The following is a 19,383-nucleotide window of genomic DNA, read 5'->3' on the forward strand; positions in this document are numbered from 1 at the left end:
GCTAAGGCCTTTTTTGTTTGAGAGTCAGTAAAGTTAAAAAGAACACACTGCCTATCGCAGCAGTGATAACACCAATCGGAAGCTCTTGATTATCAAGAATAGTACGGGCAAATAGATCTACCCATATCATCATCAACCCACCACTTAAAGCAGTACACAACAGGCCAATTGAAGTTGCCTGTGAAATGAAAAAACGTACCAAATGCGGGATCATTAACCCGACAAAGCCAATGCCACCGCACATAGCAACCAATACAGCGGTCAGCAATGAGCTCAATAGCAACATGCCTAAACGTAACTTAGCCACCTGAATACCTAAGGTCGCAGCGCTTTCGTCACCCAGTAATAATGCGTTTAAACCTCGCCTAAACAACAGCATACAAGCCATACACAGTAATACAATTGAACAGGGCAACCACAACCATTGCCAATCAGCACGACTAAAGCTACCTAAGTTCCAAAACATAATGGCACTCACTGCTTGTGGATCACTCCAATACAACAGCAAACTGGTAAATGCACTAAATAAGAAAGACAAGGCGACACCGGCGAGTAACATCGCTTCTACCTGCCTCGCCCTTTGTCCATAGGCAATCAGCAACAATAAGGTCATTGCCAACGCACTGCCTAAAAACGCCGCCCCTGACATCGCCCAGCCAGCTGTGATGCCAGTAAATGTAATGAGTAACACGACGCCAAATGACGCGCCTGATGAAATACCAAATAGATAGGGATCTGCCAAAGGATTACGGGTCACTGTTTGCAAAATAATGCCCGCCAACGCCAAACCACTGCCAGCAACAAATGCCAAAATCACTCTGGGAATACGCAGTTCCATAACAATTTTTTGCTCAAAGGCATTAGCATCATAAGCAAATAAAGTTTGCCAAACAGCACTCGCATTAATATCAATCGCGCCATGCTTAATAGCAACTAAAGCACTAAAAAAGCAGCTTAAAAGCAAAATTAACAGCGACATAAGCGGCTTCATAGTTGATACCCAAAGTGGTAGCGGATATGAGGAATATGGGTTTTGTCTCTATACGGGCAAGGTACTTGCGAGACCTCAGCACAGACATCAAATACATCACTGAGCAGTTGCGCATCTAGCACATCGCTTGGCGCTCCACTTTTATATAACTCACCCTGTTGTAGCACCAGCAGGCTATCACTCATAGCTGCCGCAAGATTTAAATCATGGAAAGAAGCGATCACTGTGATCCCCATTGCTTTGGCAAGCTCCATAATTTGTATTTGGTATTTCACATCCAAGTGACTGGTTGGTTCATCCATGATCAATAGCCTAGGTTTTTGTGCCATGGCTTTAGCGATCAATGCCCTTTGTTTTTCACCACCAGAAAGGTGAGCAAATGCCTCGTTGATTTTGTGTGCCAGACCAACCTGTTCAATAGACTTTGCGATTAGTTCATGATCGGCTTTATTTAATGGTGAAAATAAACTTTTATGAGGTGTTACACCCATTGCAACCACATCATAAAGCGATAGATTAAAATGCTCAGGCATTTCTTGCAGAACCACTGCAACTTGCTGGGCATATTCGTTATGCGAGAAGCTTGAAATCGCTTTGTTAAAAAGGGTTATTTGTCCGTTTGAAGGGATAAAAAAACGGTAAAGGCAACGAAGCAGCGATGATTTACCAGCCCCATTAGGACCCAATAAACCAATAAACTGCCCTTCAGTTACATCGAAAGAGATGTTTTGTAATATTTGATGGTTATCTAGCACCAAATCTAAGTTTGAAACTTGCAGAGCAAATTCAGAGTGCTGACAAGCTGATTGCATTCGTACCCTTACTAACTGTTGGGCAGACACAAACGCACAGTCCTAACCGAATTACGGCTAAAATTGTGTGCTCTTGAGTACGCCCGCTCAAGAGGATTTTTCTGACCTTGGTATCTGACTTTGTGCATTTTAATGCACTTCACAGTTGCGGGGACAGTTAAGCAGTTTCAGCTTATTCCCAAGATTAATCAGAAAAACCGTATTATGAAGTCTAGATGGCTAAAACACAACTTTAGGCCACGGCTTATGTGCTTCATCAAAGTAAACTTCTATCTTCACCAATGTAGCATAGCCAACTTCTAAACTATTAATAGAGGACAGAGAATCTAAAGGTAAGTTAAGGACTTCAGCTAAAATTTGTTTGATCACACCGGCATGAGTCACCACTAGGTTGTGTGTTGTATGCCGGGTTGATAGTTCTGTCTCCCACCATTGTCTGACACGATACCTAAACGCGTAAAGGGACTCTCCATTTGGCGGCGTATGTTGCCAAGGTGCCTGCCAAAATTCACCTATACTTGGATTCTTTGTGTTCTCCCAAAGCCACTCATAAGTTCGACCATCCCAATACCCAAAATCCATTTCTTGAAGCTGCTTTGCTATTACTAGTGGTAAGCTTGCTTGCCTAGATTGCTTTTTCGCAAAACTCAGACAACGCTGCATTGGGGAAGAAATACAGGTATCAAATTGAACTGTTTTTGGTAAAGCAGATTCCATTGCTGCTAACCCTAGCTCAGACACTGCAACGTCAGTTTGAGAACCAGTTAGAATGCCAGTAGTAACTGGTTTCCCGTGCCTTAGGAAATACCAAGTTTTAGTCATTTTAGCCTCAGATCAAAAATGCGAGCTTTTGCTCGCATTTAATTCTAGAAAACTTGCTTAGTTTAACTTAAAGAATCTGATTCTCTTTCCAAGCTTGTTCTTTTGCCATACGCTTTTTACGTCGGTCACAGGGATCATCGCAATCACATGACTTTTCAATACCAACCGCGCCTAAACCGCCACAGCTGCTTGCCATAGATTTCTTTTGCACGATTACACCGACAGCCATGGCTGCAACAATTAAAATAAGTAACCCAAAAGTTAGGAAAAATAGTGACATGCACAGGCCCCTTAAAAACAGTTTAACGGCTCAGTATATCTGAACCAAATGACGGCATTTAAACAGCCGTCATTATAACGCGCTTAGTGTACTATTTCGACTAATTAATCAAAATTGCCTTATTTACAAATAAGGCGCAAAAGCCGGGCTTGAATAGGTCACTAACCCTTCATTACTTTTACTAATTAAATATACAGCTAAATTGTGCTCTTCTGCGTAAGCTTTTGCTCGTTCTGTGCCCATGACAGTCAGTGCTGTGGCCAAGCCATCAGCAGTCATTGCAGAAGGATGTAAAACCGTCACTGATACTAAATCGTGCTTAACTGGTTTACCTGTCGCAGGATCAATCAAGTGCGTATAAGTCTCGCCATCCATTTCATAGAAAATACGGTAATCGCCTGAAGTTGCCATGCCCATATTACCTAGCTCAGCAAGTAACCGATGAACTTCACGTTTACCAATCGGTGCATCAGGTTGTTCAATAGCTATACGCCATGGTTGATCTAGTGCTTTTCGTCCAGCAATTCTGAGTTCTCCACCAATTTCAACCATATAATTGGTCATCCCTTTACTCTCGAGTAATTCTGCAACTTTATCGATACCATAACCTTTTGCAGTTGCAGAAAATGACAATTCTAACCCTTCGATGGTTTTAGCTAGCCCTTCATCAGTTAAAATTAGTTTATCAACGCCTATGGTTTGTTTTACTTCATTAATTTGTTCTGAAGTTGGTGTCTTTGTAGGTCTTTTATCAATACCAAAGCCCCAAAGATCAATAAGAGGTCCCATAGTAACATCAAGAGTTTCTGTTGATCTGCCTAAACGAACAGATTCAATTACAACAGCTTTAAAGTCGTCACTGATTGGCATAAATGTATTTGCAGCTAAGGCATTAAACTGATTGATTTCAGAATTTTTAACCCAAGGCGACATAGACTGATTCACAGCTACTAAAAGAGTGTCTACGTCTGCTTTTAGCGCCTCAGCCGTCAATGACGTTTCTGTTGGAAAAGTTTTTATTGTATAAGTGGTCCCCATTGTTTTCCCGTGGATCACAATAGGTTGAATATCTTCCTTATTGTCAAAACAGCCACTTAAAATAACTGTTAACAGTAATACAAAAATGCCTACTAGTTTCTTCATACTTTTCTCTATCCCAAAAAAAACCCCAAGCTTATTGCTTGGGGTTTAAGTCTATCTTATTTCAGTGAAGTGTTCACTGAGATAACGCTGATTTAGCCACCGAAGTCATCTAGTAAGATGTTTTCGTCTTCAACACCTAAATCTTTAAGCATATTGATTACAGCCGCGTTCATCATTGGAGGACCACACATGTAGAACTCACAATCTTCTGGCGCTTCATGGTCTTTCAGGTAGTTTTCTAAAAGAACATTATGGATGAAGCCCGTGTAACCTTCCCAGTTGTCCTCTGGTTGAGGATCAGAAAGTGCTACGTGCCACTCAAAGTTTTCGTTTTCAGCTGCTAGGCCATCGAAATCTTCAACATAGAACATCTCACGCTTAGAACGTGCACCGTACCAGAAAGACATCTTACGGTCTGAGTTAAGACGCTTAAGCTGATCGAAGATGTGTGAACGCATTGGCGCCATACCAGCACCACCACCTACGAATACCATTTCTGCATCAGTGTCTTTCGCGAAGAATTCACCGAATGGACCAGAAATAGTCACTTTATCACCTTCTTTAAGTGACCAGATGAACGATGACATCTTACCACATGGTAGGCTTAGGTTGTTTGGCGGCGGAGTCGCGATACGTACGTTAAGCATGATGATGCCATACTCTTCTGGGTAGTTAGCCATTGAGTATGCACGGATCGTTTCGTCGTCAACTTTAGACTCAAGATTGAAGAAGCCAAAACGCTCCCAATCTGCACGATATTCTTCAGGAATATCGAAGTCAGCGTATTTAACGTGGTGAGCTGGCGCTTCGATTTGGATATAACCACCTGCACGGAAAGGTACAACCTCACCATCAGGGATAGCAAGCTTAAGCTCTTTGATGAATGTCGCTTTGTTATCGTTAGAGATAACTGTACATTCCCACTTCTTAACACCGAAGATTTCTTCTTCTACTTCGATTTCCATGTCAGTTTTAACTGCAACCTGACACGCTAGACGACAACCTTCACGCGCTTCACCTTTTGAAATATGGTCAAGCTCAGTTGGCAGGATATCACCACCACCCGCTTTAACGTGAACGGTACACTGGCCACAAGAACCACCACCGCCACAAGCAGATGAAATGAAGATACCAGCGTCTGCTAGTGCACCTAGTAGTTTACCACCTGGTGCTGAAGTAACTGCCTTTTCAGGGTCACCGTTAATGCTGATTGTGATGTCACCGCTTGGTACAAGCTTCGACTTCGCTGCAATGATGATCAATACAAGCATTACAACGATAGCGATGAACATCCCTACGCCTAAATATACCTCAAGCATGATTTTTCCTCGCTAAATTAAAGTGAAATACCAGAGAATGACATGAAGCCAAGACCCATTAGACCTACAGTGATGAAGGTAATACCTAAACCACGAAGACCATCTGGTACGTCTGAATACTTCATCTTCTCACGGATACCAGCAAGTAATACGATTGCTAGTGCCCAACCTACACCTGAGCCTAAACCAAATACCACTGACTCACCAAAGTTCAGGTTACGCTCAACCATGAATGCTACTGCACCGAAAATCGCACAGTTTACAGTGATTAGTGGTAAGAAGATGCCTAGTGCGTTGTAAAGCGCAGGGAAGAACTTGTCTAGAGTCATCTCAAGGATCTGTACAAGTGCTGCGATTACACCGATGAAAGTTAGGAACTTAAGGAAGCTTAAGTCAGCTTCAGGGAAGCCTAACCACTCTAGTGCACCTGGCGCTAAGATTGCAGAGTAAACTAGTTGGTTTACTGGAACAGCAACACCAAGAACGAAGATTACTGCAACACCTAGACCCATTGATGTAGTTACTTTCTTAGATACAGCAAGGAAAGTACACATACCTAGGAAGAAAGATAACGCTAAGTTTTCAATGAAAACCGCTTTAACGAATAAATTGATATATTGTTCCATCTCTCTCTCCTTATGCCTTCGCTTCTACTTGGTCTTTCTTATAAGTACGAAGTACCCAGATGAAGAAACCAATGATGAAGAACGAGCTTGGCGGTAGGATTAATAGACCCATAGGCTGGTACCAACCACCTTCAGAAATAAGTGGTAAAATTTCGATACCAAATAATGTACCTGAACCACCTAGCTCACGAATGAACGCAACAGTTAGAAGCACTACTGAGTAACCTAAACCGTTACCGATACCATCAAGGAATGACATCAGTGGAGGTGTCTTCATTGCGTATGCTTCTGCGCGACCCATTACGATACAGTTAGTAATGATTAGACCAACGAATACCGAAAGCTCTTTCGCTGTTGCATATACAAACGCTTGAAGCGTTTGGTCTACCACAATTACCAATGAAGCGATGATAGTCATCTGAACGATGATACGAACGCTTGATGGGATGTGGTTACGGATCATAGAGATAAATAAGCTTGAGAAAGCACATACTAATGTCAGAGCGATTGACATGATAAGTGCATTCTTAAGGCTTGATGTCACTGCTAGTGCAGAACAAATACCAAGTACTTGAAGCGCAATTGGGTTGTTCGCAAAAACAGGGCCAAACAAGACTTCTTTCATTTCTTTTGCATTTGCCATTAGTTCAATGCTCCTTTACGTACGTTCGCAAGGAATGGACCGAACGCTTTGTCGCCTGTCCAGAAGTCAACCGTGTTATCAACACCTACAGATGTTAATGTCGCACCAGAAAGACCATCTACTTTGTGTTCGTTGTTACCAGCAGTACCTTTTACGATATCAAGAGGTAGCTTTTTACCTTCGAACATAGACGTCCAACGTGGGTTTTGGATTTCACCACCAAGACCCGGTGTTTCATTGTGCTTGTAGAAGTTAATTGCTTTAACAGTCTTAGTATCAGCATCTAGTGCTAAGAAACCATACATAATACCCCAAAGGCCGTAACCTTGGATTGGTAGAATGATAGTGTCTACTTTACCGTTAGCATCTTTAGCGAAGTAAACTGGAGATTCAGTCGTCATACGCTGAACACCGGCTTTATCTTGCGCTTTTTCAAGCTTCACACTGCGCTTTGCATCGAACTTAGTTGATTCGAAGTCGAAAGAGTTTGGATCTGTATCAACAAACTCACCCGTTTTCATATCAACAACGCGTGCTTCGATGTTTTCGTTGAAAGTTTTGAAAACATCTGCTGAACTTTCAATACCTGCTGCAGCAAGAATGTTGCGTTGCACGTCTTGAGTTTTGTTTGCTTGTTGTAGTGGGCGTAATTGAACAGATGCCATAGAAACAACAACTGCACATACTAAACATAGGCCAACAACAACGCCTAGCGTTTTGCCAATAGTTTCATTGTTACTAGACACGTGCCAATCTCCTCTTAACGTTAGACTGTACAACGAAGTGGTCGAATAATGGTGCAAATAGGTTAGCGAATAGAATTGCTAACATCATACCTTCTGGGTATGCAGGGTTAACTACACGAACCAGAACAACCATTACACCGATAAGTGCACCGTATGCGAATTTACCTTTATTTGTGAAAGACGCAGAAACTGGGTCAGTCGCCATAAAGAACATACCGAATGCAAAACCACCTAGTACTAAGTGCCAGTGCCAAGGCATAGCAAATGCAGGGTTAGTTTCAGAACCAATCATGTTAAGAAGTAGAGACATCACTACCATACCTAGGAATACACCTAGCACGATACGCCATGACGCAATACGAACATAAATTAGGAACAAACCACCAATCATTAGTGCTAGCGTTGAAACTTCACCCATAGAACCTTGTACGAAGCCATAGAAAGCATCCCACCAAAGTGCCATGTTGTTGTAATCAAGTGCACCTTGCGCCGCTAGGCCTAGGTTTGTTGCGCCTGTGAATGAATCAACTGCAGTCCAAACCGTATCACCCGAGATATCAGCTGGGTATGCGAAGAATAAGAACGCACGGCCTGCTAATGCTGGGTTAAGGAAGTTACGACCTGTACCACCGAATACTTCTTTTGCAACTACAACACCAAAAGTAATACCTAACGCGGCTTGCCATAATGGAATAGTAGAAGGAAGGATCAATGCAAATAATACAGACGTTACGAAGAAACCTTCGTTAACTTCGTGCTTACGGATTGAAGCGAATAATACTTCCCAGAAACCACCAACGATAAATACCGTCGCATAGATTGGTAGGAAGAAACATGCACCGTAGAAGAACTTAGCACCAATACCTGATTGTGCTGTTAGTTCACCACCTAATGCTTGGAAAATAGCTGCCTGCCAAGTGTTAGCAATTTCAAAACCATTACCAATTGCTAGTGCAGCTTGGTGACCGATGTTGAACATACCAAAGAACATTGCAGGGAATGTCGCCATCCACACTAAAATCATAATACGTTTTAGGTCGATGTTATCACGAACGTGCGTGCCACCTTTGTTTACATAACCTGGAGTGTAGAAAACGGTTGCGACTGCTTCATACAGGGCATACCATTTTTCATGCTTACCGCCAGGTTCAAAATGCGGCTCGATATCTTCTAGAAATTTCTTTAAGGCCATGGGATTAACCTTCCTTCTCGATAGTAGTCAGGCAATCACGTAAGATTGCGCCGTACTCATACTTACCTGGACATACGAAAGTACACAGTGCTAAATCTTCTTCATCTAGCTCTAATGCACCTAACGCAATCGCACTATCTAAATCACGTGCAATTAAGTCACGAAGTAGTGGTGTAGGTAGAATGTCGAGTGGCATAACACGCTCATAGTTACCGATTGGTACCATTGCACGCTTAGAACCACCTGTAGACGTTGTCATATTGAACAAACGGCTCGGTGCTAAGTGTGAGATAAATGTACGTGTTACAGAGAATTTGTTGCTACCTGGAGCAATCCAACCAAATAGTTCTTTCTCGCGACCTTCAAGTAATACTGATACTTGAGTATGGTAGCGACCTAGGAAAGCGTGAGGGCCGGTTGCTGTTTTACCAGCTAACACAGAGCCAGAAATGACTCGGTTATCACCGTCTTCAAGCTCACCTGCAACTAAATCAGTTAGAGAAGCGCCAACTTGTGTTTTAACTAAGCGAGGATTCTTAACGCGAGGACCCGCTAAAGCAACTACACGGTCAGAGTAGATTTCACCAGTAAGGAATAACTTACCGAATGCAATCACATCTTGGTAACCTAAATGCCATACCTGCTTGTTTTCAGATACTGGATCTAGGTGATGGATGTGAGTACCTACTAAACCTGCAGGGTGTTTACCACCGAACTCATGAACTTCAACTTGAGAAAGTGAAGAACTTGGAACAGTGCTTCCTGCTTGCTTACATACAAACACTTTGCCATCAGTTAAGCGAGATACTACAGCAAGACCCGCTTCAAACGCTTCAACGTTTTCAGCAATGATCACAGCTGGATCTGCAGCTAATGGATTTGTGTCGATTGCAGTCACAAAGATTGAACTTGCAGTTGCATCTAGTGCTGCCACTCGGCTGAATGGACGAGCACGTAGCGCTGGCCATTGACCAGATTCAACAAGCACTTCTTTTACTTTTTCACGGTCTAGGTTGCTTAAATCAGCAGCCGCCACCTTTTCAAAAGTAACCTGCTCGTTGCCTTGTACTTCAATCACGATAGATTGAAGAACACGCTTAGCACCACGGTTAATTTCTTTAACTACACCAGAAGCTGGTGCAGTGAACTTGACGCCTGGGTTCTTTTTGTCTTCAAAAAGAACTTGGCCTTTTTTGACTTGGTCATCCACGCGAACATGCATGGTTGGACGCATACCGATATATTCTTCACCTAGCACGGCAACTCGTTTGACAGCTACGCCATCATGAATTACTTGCTGAGGTGCGCCCTCTATTGGTAAGTCCAGACCTTTTTTTATGTTGATCATACGCACTTGCATTACATTAACGGAAAGAAATTGAAAAATCTTTTTTTGCCACAAGATCTAGAACGAGACCATTAAACATTTGGCGAACCCAAACAGTAAAACAATCCATAACTAACACCTTGCGGACGAGTCCTCACATATTTCTGTGATTTTAACATTAATAACCCCCACTATGCGAGTGGAATTATGAAATTAATCTATATTTACAAGGTGTTTTCGGCCATAAAATAGATTGAATTTAGTTCAATTTAGACCAAAGTCCAGTTGCTGAAAAAAACTCTGAAAGTTTTTCTATTTTCAACAAAGTTGTTAAGCAAACTTGTTAAAAGAGACTTATAAAACGACAAAGGCCAGCAAAGCTGGCCTTTAGAAAGAATTGAGTTGGAGTGATTAAACTAAGTTGTTAATTTCAACAACTGTGTCTACGTCTTGCTCGTAGTCAACACCATCTACACCGAAACCAAACAGTTTTAAGAATTCATTGTGGTAGCCAACATAGTCTGTTAACTCATCAATGGTGTCCGTATCAACCGTATCCCAAATATGCTGAATACGCGCCTGTACGTCGTCTTCTAGCTCTTTGTAGTTTTGGAATAGGTGGCCACCATCGTCAAAGCGTGGTGTTGCACCGTAAAGGTTTTCGTTAAATAGACCATGGATCTGCTCAATTGTACCTTCGTAAGTACCATCAGCCTTAGTCACTTTAAATAAAGCTGAGATATATAGCGGCATGATTGGAATAGCAGAGCTTGCTTGTGTCACAACAGCGTTAAGAGAAGAAACATACGCTTCACCTTTTAGATCAGCTGTCGCTTCACGGATTGCTACCGTTGCGCGATCTAAGTCTTCTTTTGCTTTGCCGATTGTAGCGTGACCATAGATTGGCCAAGTTAGTTCTTTACCAATATAGGTGTAAGCACTTGTTTTAAAACCTTCAGCTAATACGTCCGCATCTTTTAATGCATTGATCCAAAGTTCCCAATCTTCACCGCCCATCACTTTAACTGTGTTAGCGATTTCATCTTCATTCGCAGCTTCTACGCTTACAGAATCGATAATACGCTTAGAGGTATTTAAGTTCTTCGTTGTGATGTCTTGACCGATAGGCTTAAGCACCGATGAATGCGTTTCACCTGTTTTAGGATCAGTACGACGCGGAGATGCAAGGCTGTAAATTACTAAATCCACTTTGCCCATTTCAGCTTTAATCGTTTCAACAGTTTTAGCTTTAAGCTCATCAGAGAACGCATCGCCGTTGATATTCTTAGACCAAAGGCCCGCCGCTTCTGCTGCGTTTTGGAAAGCTGCCGTGTTATACCAACCTGCTGAAGCTGGCTTTTTCTCAGTACCTTCTTTTTCGAAGAAAACACCCAGAGTTTTTGCACCAGAGCCAAACGCTGCTGTAATACGAGAAGCGAGGCCGTAACCCGTTGATGCACCAATTACAAGTACGTTTTTAGGGCCGTTTTCTAATTGCCCTTGTGCTTTTACATAATCGATTTGCTCTTGAACGTGAGCGGCACAACCAGCTGGATGTGCATTGGTACAAATAAAACCACGAATTTTCGGCTTAATGACCATGATGATTCCTATCTTTATTTAAATTTACGGAGCGTAGTTTAAAGGCTGATCTTAAAAATACAGGTCTGATCAGCTATAAAATTAGACTTAATTCGATGATAAAAGCCTTGCTTAAACCTAATTTTGACTATTTATCGAATTTCGAGCCACCTAAACACTTTGGTGACTCAGGTATTTGCCCATGCTGTTCTGAATACTCATCAGGTGTATAGGCATGGATAGACAAAGCGTGAATATGTTCTGCTAATTCAACTTTTAGAATTTCATTGATTTGTCTATGGCGCGGTAATAGGCGCTTACCCGCAAACTCTTCACTGACCACAATTACTTTAAAATGAGACTCTTCGCCACGGCTGTGCATATGGCTTTCATTTATGACATTTAAATGCTTGCAAGCGATTGCCGCAGCGATTTTTTCTTCGATCTGAGATTGCATTGACATGAATATAAACTCTGCATTTTTCAATTGTGGCTACTATACCGAGATAGGATTATTTAACAATACTTCTAAATGTCAGGTTGATACGACCACCTTTTACTTTGCTTTGTTTAGGTAATGAGTGTTGAAAAAGTTGCTGACTGTTACCCGACATCACTAAACAACTACCGTGCTCAAGCATTAACTCCCATTGCTGACCTGTCGTTTTATGTTTGATCTTAAATTTACGTGCAGCACCTAAAGAAATTGAAATGATTAAAGGCTCAGCGCCTAACTCAACCTCATCATCACTATGCCACCCCATAGTGTCATGACCATCTCGATACCAATTCAACAATAAGGCATTAAATGGCTGATTATAGTGGCTCTGTAGTTTACTGCGCATCGCAGCCAAAGGTTTCGTCCAGCATTGATTAGCTAATGTATGGTTTGAGTAGGCATAATGTACCCCTTCATCTGCCACAAAGCTCTGCAAACGAGGAATAGGATGACACTTACCAAAAACTTGAATACTGGGTTGTTGCCACTGCAAATCACCAGTTAGGTGTTCATACAAGTCGAGCCCTTTTTGAAATGAAATCAAATTTGGAAAATAAGCAAACCCCACGGGTAACTCTGGTTTAGTGAGTTTTGATGTCATGCTATTATTCACCTCATAAAATGACTACTTATAAAAAACTATGACGACTGAAGCTGTATTGGGCGGCCACTCGCTAACTTTACATCGATTTCCCCTAGATCAAAAAAACAGAAGCCTACAAGCGTGGGACTCAGCCGATGAGTATTTAATCGAACATATTCAAAACGAATATGTCAACGCGCAACATATTTTGGTATTAAACGATGGCTTTGGCGCCTTAAGCTGTGCATTACATGCTTTAGATACGCAAAATTCTCGCAAAGTGACCAGTTTTAATGACTCTTATGTCAGTCAGCAAGCATGCCTTTATAATCTTGAAGAAAACGAGTTAGAAAGTCGTCAAACTGTATTACTCGATAGTCTCTCAGATTTACCGAGCGACGTTGACCTTATTCTTATCAAAATCCCAAAAAATGCTGGCTTTTTGCAGTACCAATTAAGCTTACTCAGTCAGTTTGAGAATGATGTGCAAGTGATCGCTGCCGGTAAAGCGAAAGAAATCCATACATCTACATTAAAAAGCTTCAGCCATTTTATTGCTGAGCCTTCGACCAGTTTAGCGGTTAAAAAATCACGCCTAATTTTTAGCCAAACCAAACATAAAAAGCAGACTTGTAAGTTTCCAGTGAGTTGGCCTTTGGAAAAAACTGATTTCACTATTTTAAATCACGCCAACGTATTTTCTCGCGATTCCCTCGATATTGGCGCGCGTTTTTTTAGCAATTATTTACCTCAGGGTAAGAAACCGTTAAGGGTGATTGATTTAGGCTGTGGAAATGGTGTTATCGGCTTACAAACATTAGCAAAAATGCCAAATGCTAAAATCACTTTTGTTGATGAGTCGGCCATGGCTGTGGCTAGTGCCAAAGCAAATATCGAGAACAACTTACCTGAGCGCTTGCAAGATTGTGAGTTTGTTCAAGATGATTGTTTGACTGATTTTGCACCCAACAGTGCAGACTTGGTTTTGTGTAACCCGCCATTTCACCAAGCACAAGCAATCACAGATCATATTGCGTGGCAGATGTTTGTACAGGCAAAGCAAACGCTCAGACCCGGCGGTGAATTACGTATTATTGGTAATCGCCATTTAGATTATCAAGAAAAATTGCTCCGCTTGTTCGGAAACTGTAAAGTCATTGGTAACAATAAAAAATTTACTGTGCTAAGCACCACAAAGAGAGGCTAAAAATGAAAAAAATTGCACTTGTATTGTGTGGCATGTTGCTGGCAGGTTGTGCCAGCCAACCAAAATCTGTGATCTTAAATCCGGTATACAAAGCAGGCAAAGTAGCCGACTTTAATGTACCAGTAACCTTAGCGGTCGAAGACCATAGGATCAGTAAATTCACAATTAAGGTGATCGATCAAGAGCCTGCTGAGTACCTACCAGATGCCGAGTTAAGCAAACGGGTAAAAATGGCGTTTGAGCAAGCCCTTAAAACCAATGGCGCACAGCTCACTTCAATGGGTAGTAACACGTTAACACTACACATTGATTCTTTTCATTCAAAAGTAACAGAATCTTATACACAACATGAAAGTAATGCCGTTGCTAAAATTAAAGTGTTAGCAACGCAAGGTACGCGTACATTCGAAAAAACTTATTCAGGTAAGGCTCAAATGACAGGTCCACTAAAGCATGAGCAAGCTAAAGTTGAAGGCCAACTTAATGAACTGAGTGAGCAAGTGATTACCCGTATTGTCTCAGATCCTGCTTTAATTAACTTCTTCAAAGGATAATCATGAAAAAGTTACTTATCACCCTATTCATTATCTGCATGAGTAGTCATGCCTTTGCGAGTAATAAAGAAGGCAGATTTGTTCAAAAGAATAACCTGTTTCCACGAGTAAAAATAATTACCAGTGAAGGGGATATTATTGTCGAACTAGACAGATCACGCTCACCGCTTACTGTAAATAACTTCCTGACTTATGTAGTCAATGGTGATTACAAAAACTCTGTCTTTCACCGTATTGAAAAAGATCAATACTCAGAGATCGACGAATTTTTTGTGATCCAAGGCGGTGGCTATGACAAAGACTATGATGGTTTGTTCCAACGTAAGCCTATTTTCAACGAAAGTGGTAATGGTTTAAAGAATGACATGTATACCATTGCCATGGCGTATCAAGATAACGAGCCTCATACCGCTACTCGTCAGTTTTTTTTCAACATGAAAGACAACGACCATTTAAACCCAGGCAGAGGCTGGGGGTTTGCTGTGTTTGGTAATGTTATGGAAGGCTATGAAACGCTAGATAAAATCACACAAGTAGAAACCGGATTTAATGAAAAAATCGGCTACGATTTCGTGCCTAAAAAGCCTGTGATGATCTATCAAGTTGAGATCCTAAAAGCCGAAGCTCTTTAATTGACGGGATAGTCATGCAAATCAACTCTAGCCTAAGTGAATACTTAGGCTACTACAAAGACAAACGCCTTCTCACCATCTTTTTATTTGGCCTAAGCAGCGGGTTTCCATGGGTACTCATTGGCTCTGTGATGTCTGCTTGGCTGAAAGATGAAGGCTTAAGCCGCAGTATGATTGGTTTATTTGGTGTGGTATTCAGCGCCTATACCATCAACTTTCTCTGGTCTCCGTTACTCGACCGTGTAAAACTCCCCCTGTTGGGCAATTTGTTAGGTCAGAGACGTAGCTGGATTTTACTTGGCCAGATAGTCACTTTCGTCGCAACACTGAGCCTTGGCTTTATTACCCTCAAAGATCAGCTATTCCTCGCTGCCTTGTTGTGCTTTTTAATAGCCCTAGCCAGCGCAACTCATGATATTGCCATAGACGCTTTTCGTATTGACTCACTAGATACAACTGAAAGTGAAAAAGCCACTGCAGCAGCGGCAATGGCAACCTCAGGTTGGTGGTCAGGTTATGCACTTTTAGGTGCACTGCCCTTCTTTTTAGCTGATTTACCCAGTTTTGATTGGTCACAAATTTATTTTGTACTCGCTGGCATTGTTTTATTGTTGATGCTGGTTACCTTGTTTGCAAAAGAGCCCAAATCACATCGTGAGCTCACTCACGCTCAATTAGAAAAAGAGTATCAAAGTAAGTTATTTGCAAACGGCAATTCCGTATGGCAACGCCTGTTAGCTTGGTTAGCTGTAACATTAGTTGAACCTTTCAAAAGTTTCTTCACTAAAAATGGCGTAAAAACCGCATTTGCTTTACTCGCCTTTATTTTCTTATTTAAAGTTGGCGAAGCTTTTTTAGCTCGCATGTCTATCGTTTTCTATAAAGAAATTGGTTTTAGTAATACACAAATCGGTCAGTATTCAAAGCTTGGTACCGGGCTCATTACCATAGTGTTTGCTTTTTTAGGCAGTATTTTTAACCACAAATACGGCATAGTAAAAGGCTTGTTTGTCAGCGGTATCGCCATGGCTGCCTCTAATTTAATGTTTTCTTGGATTGCCATAGCAGGCCCAAAAGAGCATTTATATGCACTGGCTATCGTTGTAGACGGCTTCACCCAAGCGTGGTCCTTAGTTGCTATGGTAGCCTTTATTTCAATGCTATGCGATCGCGCCTTTAGTGCGACCCATTATGCGTTATTGGCTTCTTTAAGTAGCTTAAGTCGTACTTTATTATCAGCTTATAGTGGTGTGGTAATCGATGACTGGTTAGAAGGTAATTGGGCGTTATTTTTTGCAGTTACAGCAATGATGGTGGTCCCTTCTTTACTGTTTCTTTACATGATTAGACATAAACTATATGCCATAGAAAAGCAGTTTCATAAAAACTCAACTGCAACTAAAGGTGCGTAACACTACGCACCTTTAGGTGTTAAAACTTATGCTTCTTCTTTATTAAGTAAGCTTAAGCCTTCATACGGATCCACTTCTAGTGCTTCACAGTAACGAAGAAACTCAATCACGTCTAAACGACGTTCTTGGTTTTCAATTTTGCCAATAAATGAATGTGGAGTTCCTAAAACTTGCGCAAGGCTACGCATTGTATGGCCTTTCTCATGACGCTTGCTTTTAAGCCACTTAGTTAACTTACCGTTTTCTTCAGAAGAAACCGTTTTACCCATCATAATGTTACATCTCCTACTCGATGATTTTATTGTTTCTTTAAGTTGAAATATGCCCGTCTCAACTTAACATGTACTGTATATCACAGTGCGACATGGTAAATCCAGAGTTTGTACCCATGTCCCAAAATAGGTATAGACTATATTTTGCGTCTACACTAATAAAAATAATAAATTTAATGATAAATATTAGAGCATTAACTTTACACTTAATACAAACTAATTAACTTTTTATTCTAAAAAGATGAATAAATAAATTTTCTTAGAAGATTATTGACTAAAGCTAAATTAAATTTTCGCTAAAAGGAAAACTATGATTAGAGTACTTTTTTTACTACCCATTGTGCTATGCATACTTTGGTATTGGTTTTTGAAAAGCCAAGGGGTGCCTATTAAGCAAGGGAAGAAAGGGTTTATTTATATTCTTTCATTTAGCGTATTTGTGTTGAGCTTCTTCGCGCTCATGATTTGGGTTACGCAAAGCACATAAAAAAAGCCACGCGACTGCGTGGCTTTTTAAATTCTTTGTTGTGTTTAGACACTGAAGCTTGCACCACAACCACAAGTTGTCGTCGCATTTGGGTTATTAACAAAAAAGCGCGCGCCTTCTAGCCCTTCTGTGTAATCAACAATACCATCTACAAGATATTGAATACTCATAGGGTCAACAACCATAGATACACCATTTTTCTCAATTTCCAAATCGCCCGGATTCACCTTCTCATCGAACGTGAAACCATATTGGAAACCAGAGCAACCACCACCTGTCACGTATACACGTAGTTTTAAATCTGGGTTTTCTTCTTCTGCAACAAGCTCTTTCACACGCTTTGCTGCAGCGTCGCTAAATTGAATTGGTAACTGATCAGACATGCTCTCGACCCTTAATTCTGATAATGGCGCGATTATCTAATACCCGAGTATTTTAATCAAGTAATCCGTTTGTAGAATACTCAGTGACAACTTGCTAGAAAAGCCATCTTCTTTGCGCTAAAACAAGACGAAAACCAATTTATTTGATAGACTTAGGGGTCTGTTTTTTGTCGGAATAAAGCCATGTCTCTGGACGCCCTTAGGCGCCAATTAGCCAAGCCAAAAACCTCTGTTCAGTTATGCTTACTAGGTGTCGCTGCGGGTTTAATCGCTGCAATTTTAATTATCTTATTTAGGCTTACGATTTATGGCGTGCAAAGTTTATTTCTCGACTCCCCAGATGACTTTACACAACTACCAGAGCACTTAAGAGTTAGCCTACCCGTTTTAGCGGCTTTTTTGATTGCTTTGTTTGCTGCTATGACTGGCTTCAAGCATTACCGCCTTGGTATACCTTTTGTTATTCATCGCATTAAACACCACTATGGGCAAATGCCGATTTGGAACACTGCAAACCAATTTTTTGGCGGTGCTCTGGCACTTATTAGCGGTTTTTCGGTTGGTCGAGAAGGCCCTTCTGTACATATGGGTGCAACCGGTGCAAGTGTGTTATCTGAGCGACTACACTTGCCTTGGAATGCTGCAAGAACACTATCAGGGTGCGGTGTTGCTGCTGGCATTGCCGCCTCATTCAATACACCTCTAGCTGCCGTTATCTTTGTAATGGAAGTCGTATTGCGTGAATATAAAGTACATATATTCGTGCCGATTATGCTTGCAGCTGTCACGGGGGCGTTAGCCACACAATTTGTATTTGGTCATGATACCGAGCTCGCCCTTATCAGTGTCACGCCTTTGAGCTTTTGGCATTATCCGTATTTGGTAATTTGTGGTGTTATTTTGGGAGCTGTCGCCTTTGCATTTAACCAAAACCTAATGATGATAATTCGTACATTTAAACCTTTAAGCATGTTCCCACGCTTGATGCTAGCAGGGTTAATTGCCGGTTTAATCGGTAATCTCGTACCTCAAGCTATGGGTTCAGGTATGAGTGCCATCACGCTGGCTGTGACATCACCTGAAAATATTCAATTACTCACGACTATTTTAATAGCCAAGTTACTAGCAACTTTATTTGCAATCGGTTTAGGTATTCCAGGAGGGTTAATCGGCCCTGTCATTGGTTTAGGTGTTGTAATGGGCACCTTAATGTCTTATTTCGGACAATTTATTAGCCCAGATCAACATATTGCCGGTACCTACAGCGTACTAGGTATGGCGGGTCTGCTAGCTGCAACTTTACACGCCCCTCTAGCAGCCCTAACAGCCGTAATGGAGTTGACTGCCAGTCCTCAAATTATCGTCCCAGCTATGTTAGTGATTTCAACCGCATACGTGACGGCATTACAGGTATTTGGAAATCGTTCAATCTTCTTACAACAACTTGATTTCCAAGGCTTGGCTTATCAAGTCTCACCCGCCAGTGAAGTACTGCAAAAGGTGGGCATAGTGGAAGAGATGAATGAGCAATTCAAACTACTCTACTCTGATGACAAAGAGCAAATTAAAGAGTCGCTGTCAGCGGTTAATAGCCACACGCCACTTATCGTATTTGATGAACAAAGTGGCTATCGACTGGCAGAATACGATTTAAGTTTGATGTCTGACGACTCTATGAATATTTCTTACATTCCGATGCAAGGCTTAAGTAGCCAAGCAACCATGTCAGACGCTTTTGATTTATTAAACGATAAACGAAGTGGCGCCGTATATGTGTTTAATCAAAAAGATGAACACCATGTTATGGGTGTGGTCCGCTGGGATCAGATCCGTCAAATTCTAACAATAAGAACCAGTTAAACTGGAGGCTAA

The 19,383-nt window shown here is 41.4% G+C and carries 21 protein-coding genes and 1 riboswitch; of the genes, 5 read left to right on the forward strand and 16 right to left on the reverse strand.

What is annotated here, in order from left to right; all coding sequences use genetic code 11:
- Position 1: 1 nt before the first annotated feature.
- From AAEU28_RS06160 to AAEU28_RS06225, 14 genes are all read right to left on the reverse strand, one after another.
- Positions 2–979 carry a FecCD family ABC transporter permease gene (locus AAEU28_RS06160; protein ID WP_421963356.1) on the reverse strand — a complete coding sequence of 326 codons (978 nt, stop codon included), beginning with the start codon at positions 977–979 and terminating at the stop codon, positions 2–4.
- Positions 980–987: 8 nt separating this feature from the next.
- Positions 988–1,803 carry an ABC transporter ATP-binding protein gene (locus tag AAEU28_RS06165; protein WP_421963357.1) on the reverse strand — a complete coding sequence of 272 codons (816 nt, stop codon included), beginning with the start codon at positions 1,801–1,803 and terminating at the stop codon, positions 988–990.
- Positions 1,804–1,889: 86 nt separating this feature from the next.
- Positions 1,890–2,011, reverse strand: a riboswitch (cobalamin riboswitch).
- Between the two features lie 11 nt (positions 2,012–2,022).
- Positions 2,023–2,625 carry a histidine phosphatase family protein gene (locus AAEU28_RS06170; RefSeq protein WP_421963358.1) on the reverse strand — a complete coding sequence of 201 codons (603 nt, stop codon included), beginning with the start codon at positions 2,623–2,625 and terminating at the stop codon, positions 2,023–2,025.
- Between the two features lie 67 nt (positions 2,626–2,692).
- Positions 2,693–2,905, reverse strand: a complete 213-nt coding sequence (nqrM, locus tag AAEU28_RS06175; protein ID WP_058030883.1) for a (Na+)-NQR maturation NqrM — start codon at positions 2,903–2,905, stop codon at positions 2,693–2,695.
- A gap of 123 nt (positions 2,906–3,028) precedes the next feature.
- Complete coding sequence (locus AAEU28_RS06180) at positions 3,029–4,048, reverse strand: FAD:protein FMN transferase (protein WP_421963359.1); 1,020 nt, start codon at positions 4,046–4,048, stop codon at positions 3,029–3,031.
- 92 nt (positions 4,049–4,140) lie between these two features.
- Positions 4,141–5,367: an NADH:ubiquinone reductase (Na(+)-transporting) subunit F gene (gene nqrF / locus AAEU28_RS06185; RefSeq protein WP_421963360.1), complete on the reverse strand. Its 1,227-nt coding sequence runs from the start codon at positions 5,365–5,367 to the stop codon at positions 4,141–4,143.
- A gap of 17 nt (positions 5,368–5,384) precedes the next feature.
- Positions 5,385–5,993: an NADH:ubiquinone reductase (Na(+)-transporting) subunit E gene (gene nqrE, locus AAEU28_RS06190; RefSeq protein ID WP_058030886.1), complete on the reverse strand. Its 609-nt coding sequence runs from the start codon at positions 5,991–5,993 to the stop codon at positions 5,385–5,387.
- A 10-nt stretch (positions 5,994–6,003) separates the two neighbouring features.
- Entirely contained in the window at positions 6,004–6,636 is a 633-nt protein-coding gene (locus AAEU28_RS06195) for an NADH:ubiquinone reductase (Na(+)-transporting) subunit D (protein WP_058030887.1), read from the reverse strand.
- Positions 6,636–7,382, reverse strand: a complete 747-nt coding sequence (locus AAEU28_RS06200) for a Na(+)-translocating NADH-quinone reductase subunit C (protein WP_421963361.1) — start codon at positions 7,380–7,382, stop codon at positions 6,636–6,638. The genes AAEU28_RS06195 and AAEU28_RS06200 overlap by 1 nt, the downstream gene beginning before the upstream one ends.
- Positions 7,375–8,574 carry an NADH:ubiquinone reductase (Na(+)-transporting) subunit B gene (locus tag AAEU28_RS06205; protein ID WP_058030889.1) on the reverse strand — a complete coding sequence of 400 codons (1,200 nt, stop codon included), beginning with the start codon at positions 8,572–8,574 and terminating at the stop codon, positions 7,375–7,377. The genes AAEU28_RS06200 and AAEU28_RS06205 overlap by 8 nt, the downstream gene beginning before the upstream one ends.
- Before the next feature lie 4 nt (positions 8,575–8,578).
- The gene (locus AAEU28_RS06210; RefSeq protein ID WP_058031652.1) at positions 8,579–9,922 is read right to left on the reverse strand and encodes a Na(+)-translocating NADH-quinone reductase subunit A; all 1,344 of its coding nucleotides are present in this window, start codon (positions 9,920–9,922) and stop codon (positions 8,579–8,581) included.
- 390 nt (positions 9,923–10,312) lie between these two features.
- A complete protein-coding gene (fabV, locus tag AAEU28_RS06215; RefSeq protein ID WP_421963362.1) occupies positions 10,313–11,503 on the reverse strand; it encodes an enoyl-ACP reductase FabV in 1,191 nt (396 codons plus the stop codon).
- Positions 11,504–11,630: 127 nt separating this feature from the next.
- Complete coding sequence (locus AAEU28_RS06220) at positions 11,631–11,945, reverse strand: BolA family protein (RefSeq protein WP_421963363.1); 315 nt, start codon at positions 11,943–11,945, stop codon at positions 11,631–11,633.
- A gap of 49 nt (positions 11,946–11,994) precedes the next feature.
- Complete coding sequence (locus AAEU28_RS06225) at positions 11,995–12,582, reverse strand: alpha-ketoglutarate-dependent dioxygenase AlkB family protein (protein WP_421963364.1); 588 nt, start codon at positions 12,580–12,582, stop codon at positions 11,995–11,997.
- A gap of 40 nt (positions 12,583–12,622) precedes the next feature.
- On the opposite strand from AAEU28_RS06225, the gene AAEU28_RS06230 reads away from it, so the two are divergent.
- Genes AAEU28_RS06230 through AAEU28_RS06245 form a run of 4 tightly spaced genes read left to right on the forward strand, consistent with a single transcriptional unit; the run spans position 12,623 to position 16,369 of the window.
- Positions 12,623–13,771, forward strand: a complete 1,149-nt coding sequence (locus tag AAEU28_RS06230; protein ID WP_421963365.1) for a methyltransferase — start codon at positions 12,623–12,625, stop codon at positions 13,769–13,771.
- 2 nt (positions 13,772–13,773) lie between these two features.
- Complete coding sequence (locus tag AAEU28_RS06235; protein WP_421963366.1) at positions 13,774–14,325, forward strand: YajG family lipoprotein; 552 nt, start codon at positions 13,774–13,776, stop codon at positions 14,323–14,325.
- A 2-nt stretch (positions 14,326–14,327) separates the two neighbouring features.
- Positions 14,328–14,957 (forward strand): peptidylprolyl isomerase, encoded by a 630-nt coding sequence (locus AAEU28_RS06240; protein WP_349285495.1) that lies wholly within the window; start codon positions 14,328–14,330, stop codon positions 14,955–14,957.
- Between the two features lie 14 nt (positions 14,958–14,971).
- Complete coding sequence (locus AAEU28_RS06245) at positions 14,972–16,369, forward strand: AmpG family muropeptide MFS transporter (RefSeq protein WP_421963367.1); 1,398 nt, start codon at positions 14,972–14,974, stop codon at positions 16,367–16,369.
- A 26-nt stretch (positions 16,370–16,395) separates the two neighbouring features.
- On the opposite strand, the gene AAEU28_RS06250 is transcribed toward AAEU28_RS06245, so the two are convergent.
- Together AAEU28_RS06250 and erpA are read right to left on the reverse strand one after the other, a co-directional pair.
- Positions 16,396–16,641, reverse strand: a complete 246-nt coding sequence (locus AAEU28_RS06250; protein ID WP_058030897.1) for a helix-turn-helix domain-containing protein — start codon at positions 16,639–16,641, stop codon at positions 16,396–16,398.
- 531 nt (positions 16,642–17,172) lie between these two features.
- Positions 17,173–17,511: an iron-sulfur cluster insertion protein ErpA gene (erpA, locus tag AAEU28_RS06255; RefSeq protein WP_058030898.1), complete on the reverse strand. Its 339-nt coding sequence runs from the start codon at positions 17,509–17,511 to the stop codon at positions 17,173–17,175.
- 183 nt (positions 17,512–17,694) lie between these two features.
- Here erpA and AAEU28_RS06260 point away from each other — a divergent pair, with 183 nt between their 5' ends.
- Positions 17,695–19,371, forward strand: coding sequence for a chloride channel protein (locus AAEU28_RS06260; protein ID WP_421963368.1), 1,677 nt, complete (start codon positions 17,695–17,697; stop codon positions 19,369–19,371).
- Positions 19,372–19,383: the final 12 nt, after the last annotated feature.

It is taken from the genome of Pseudoalteromonas sp. SS15, from assembly GCF_049257195.1.
GTDB lineage: Bacteria > Pseudomonadota > Gammaproteobacteria > Enterobacterales > Alteromonadaceae > Pseudoalteromonas.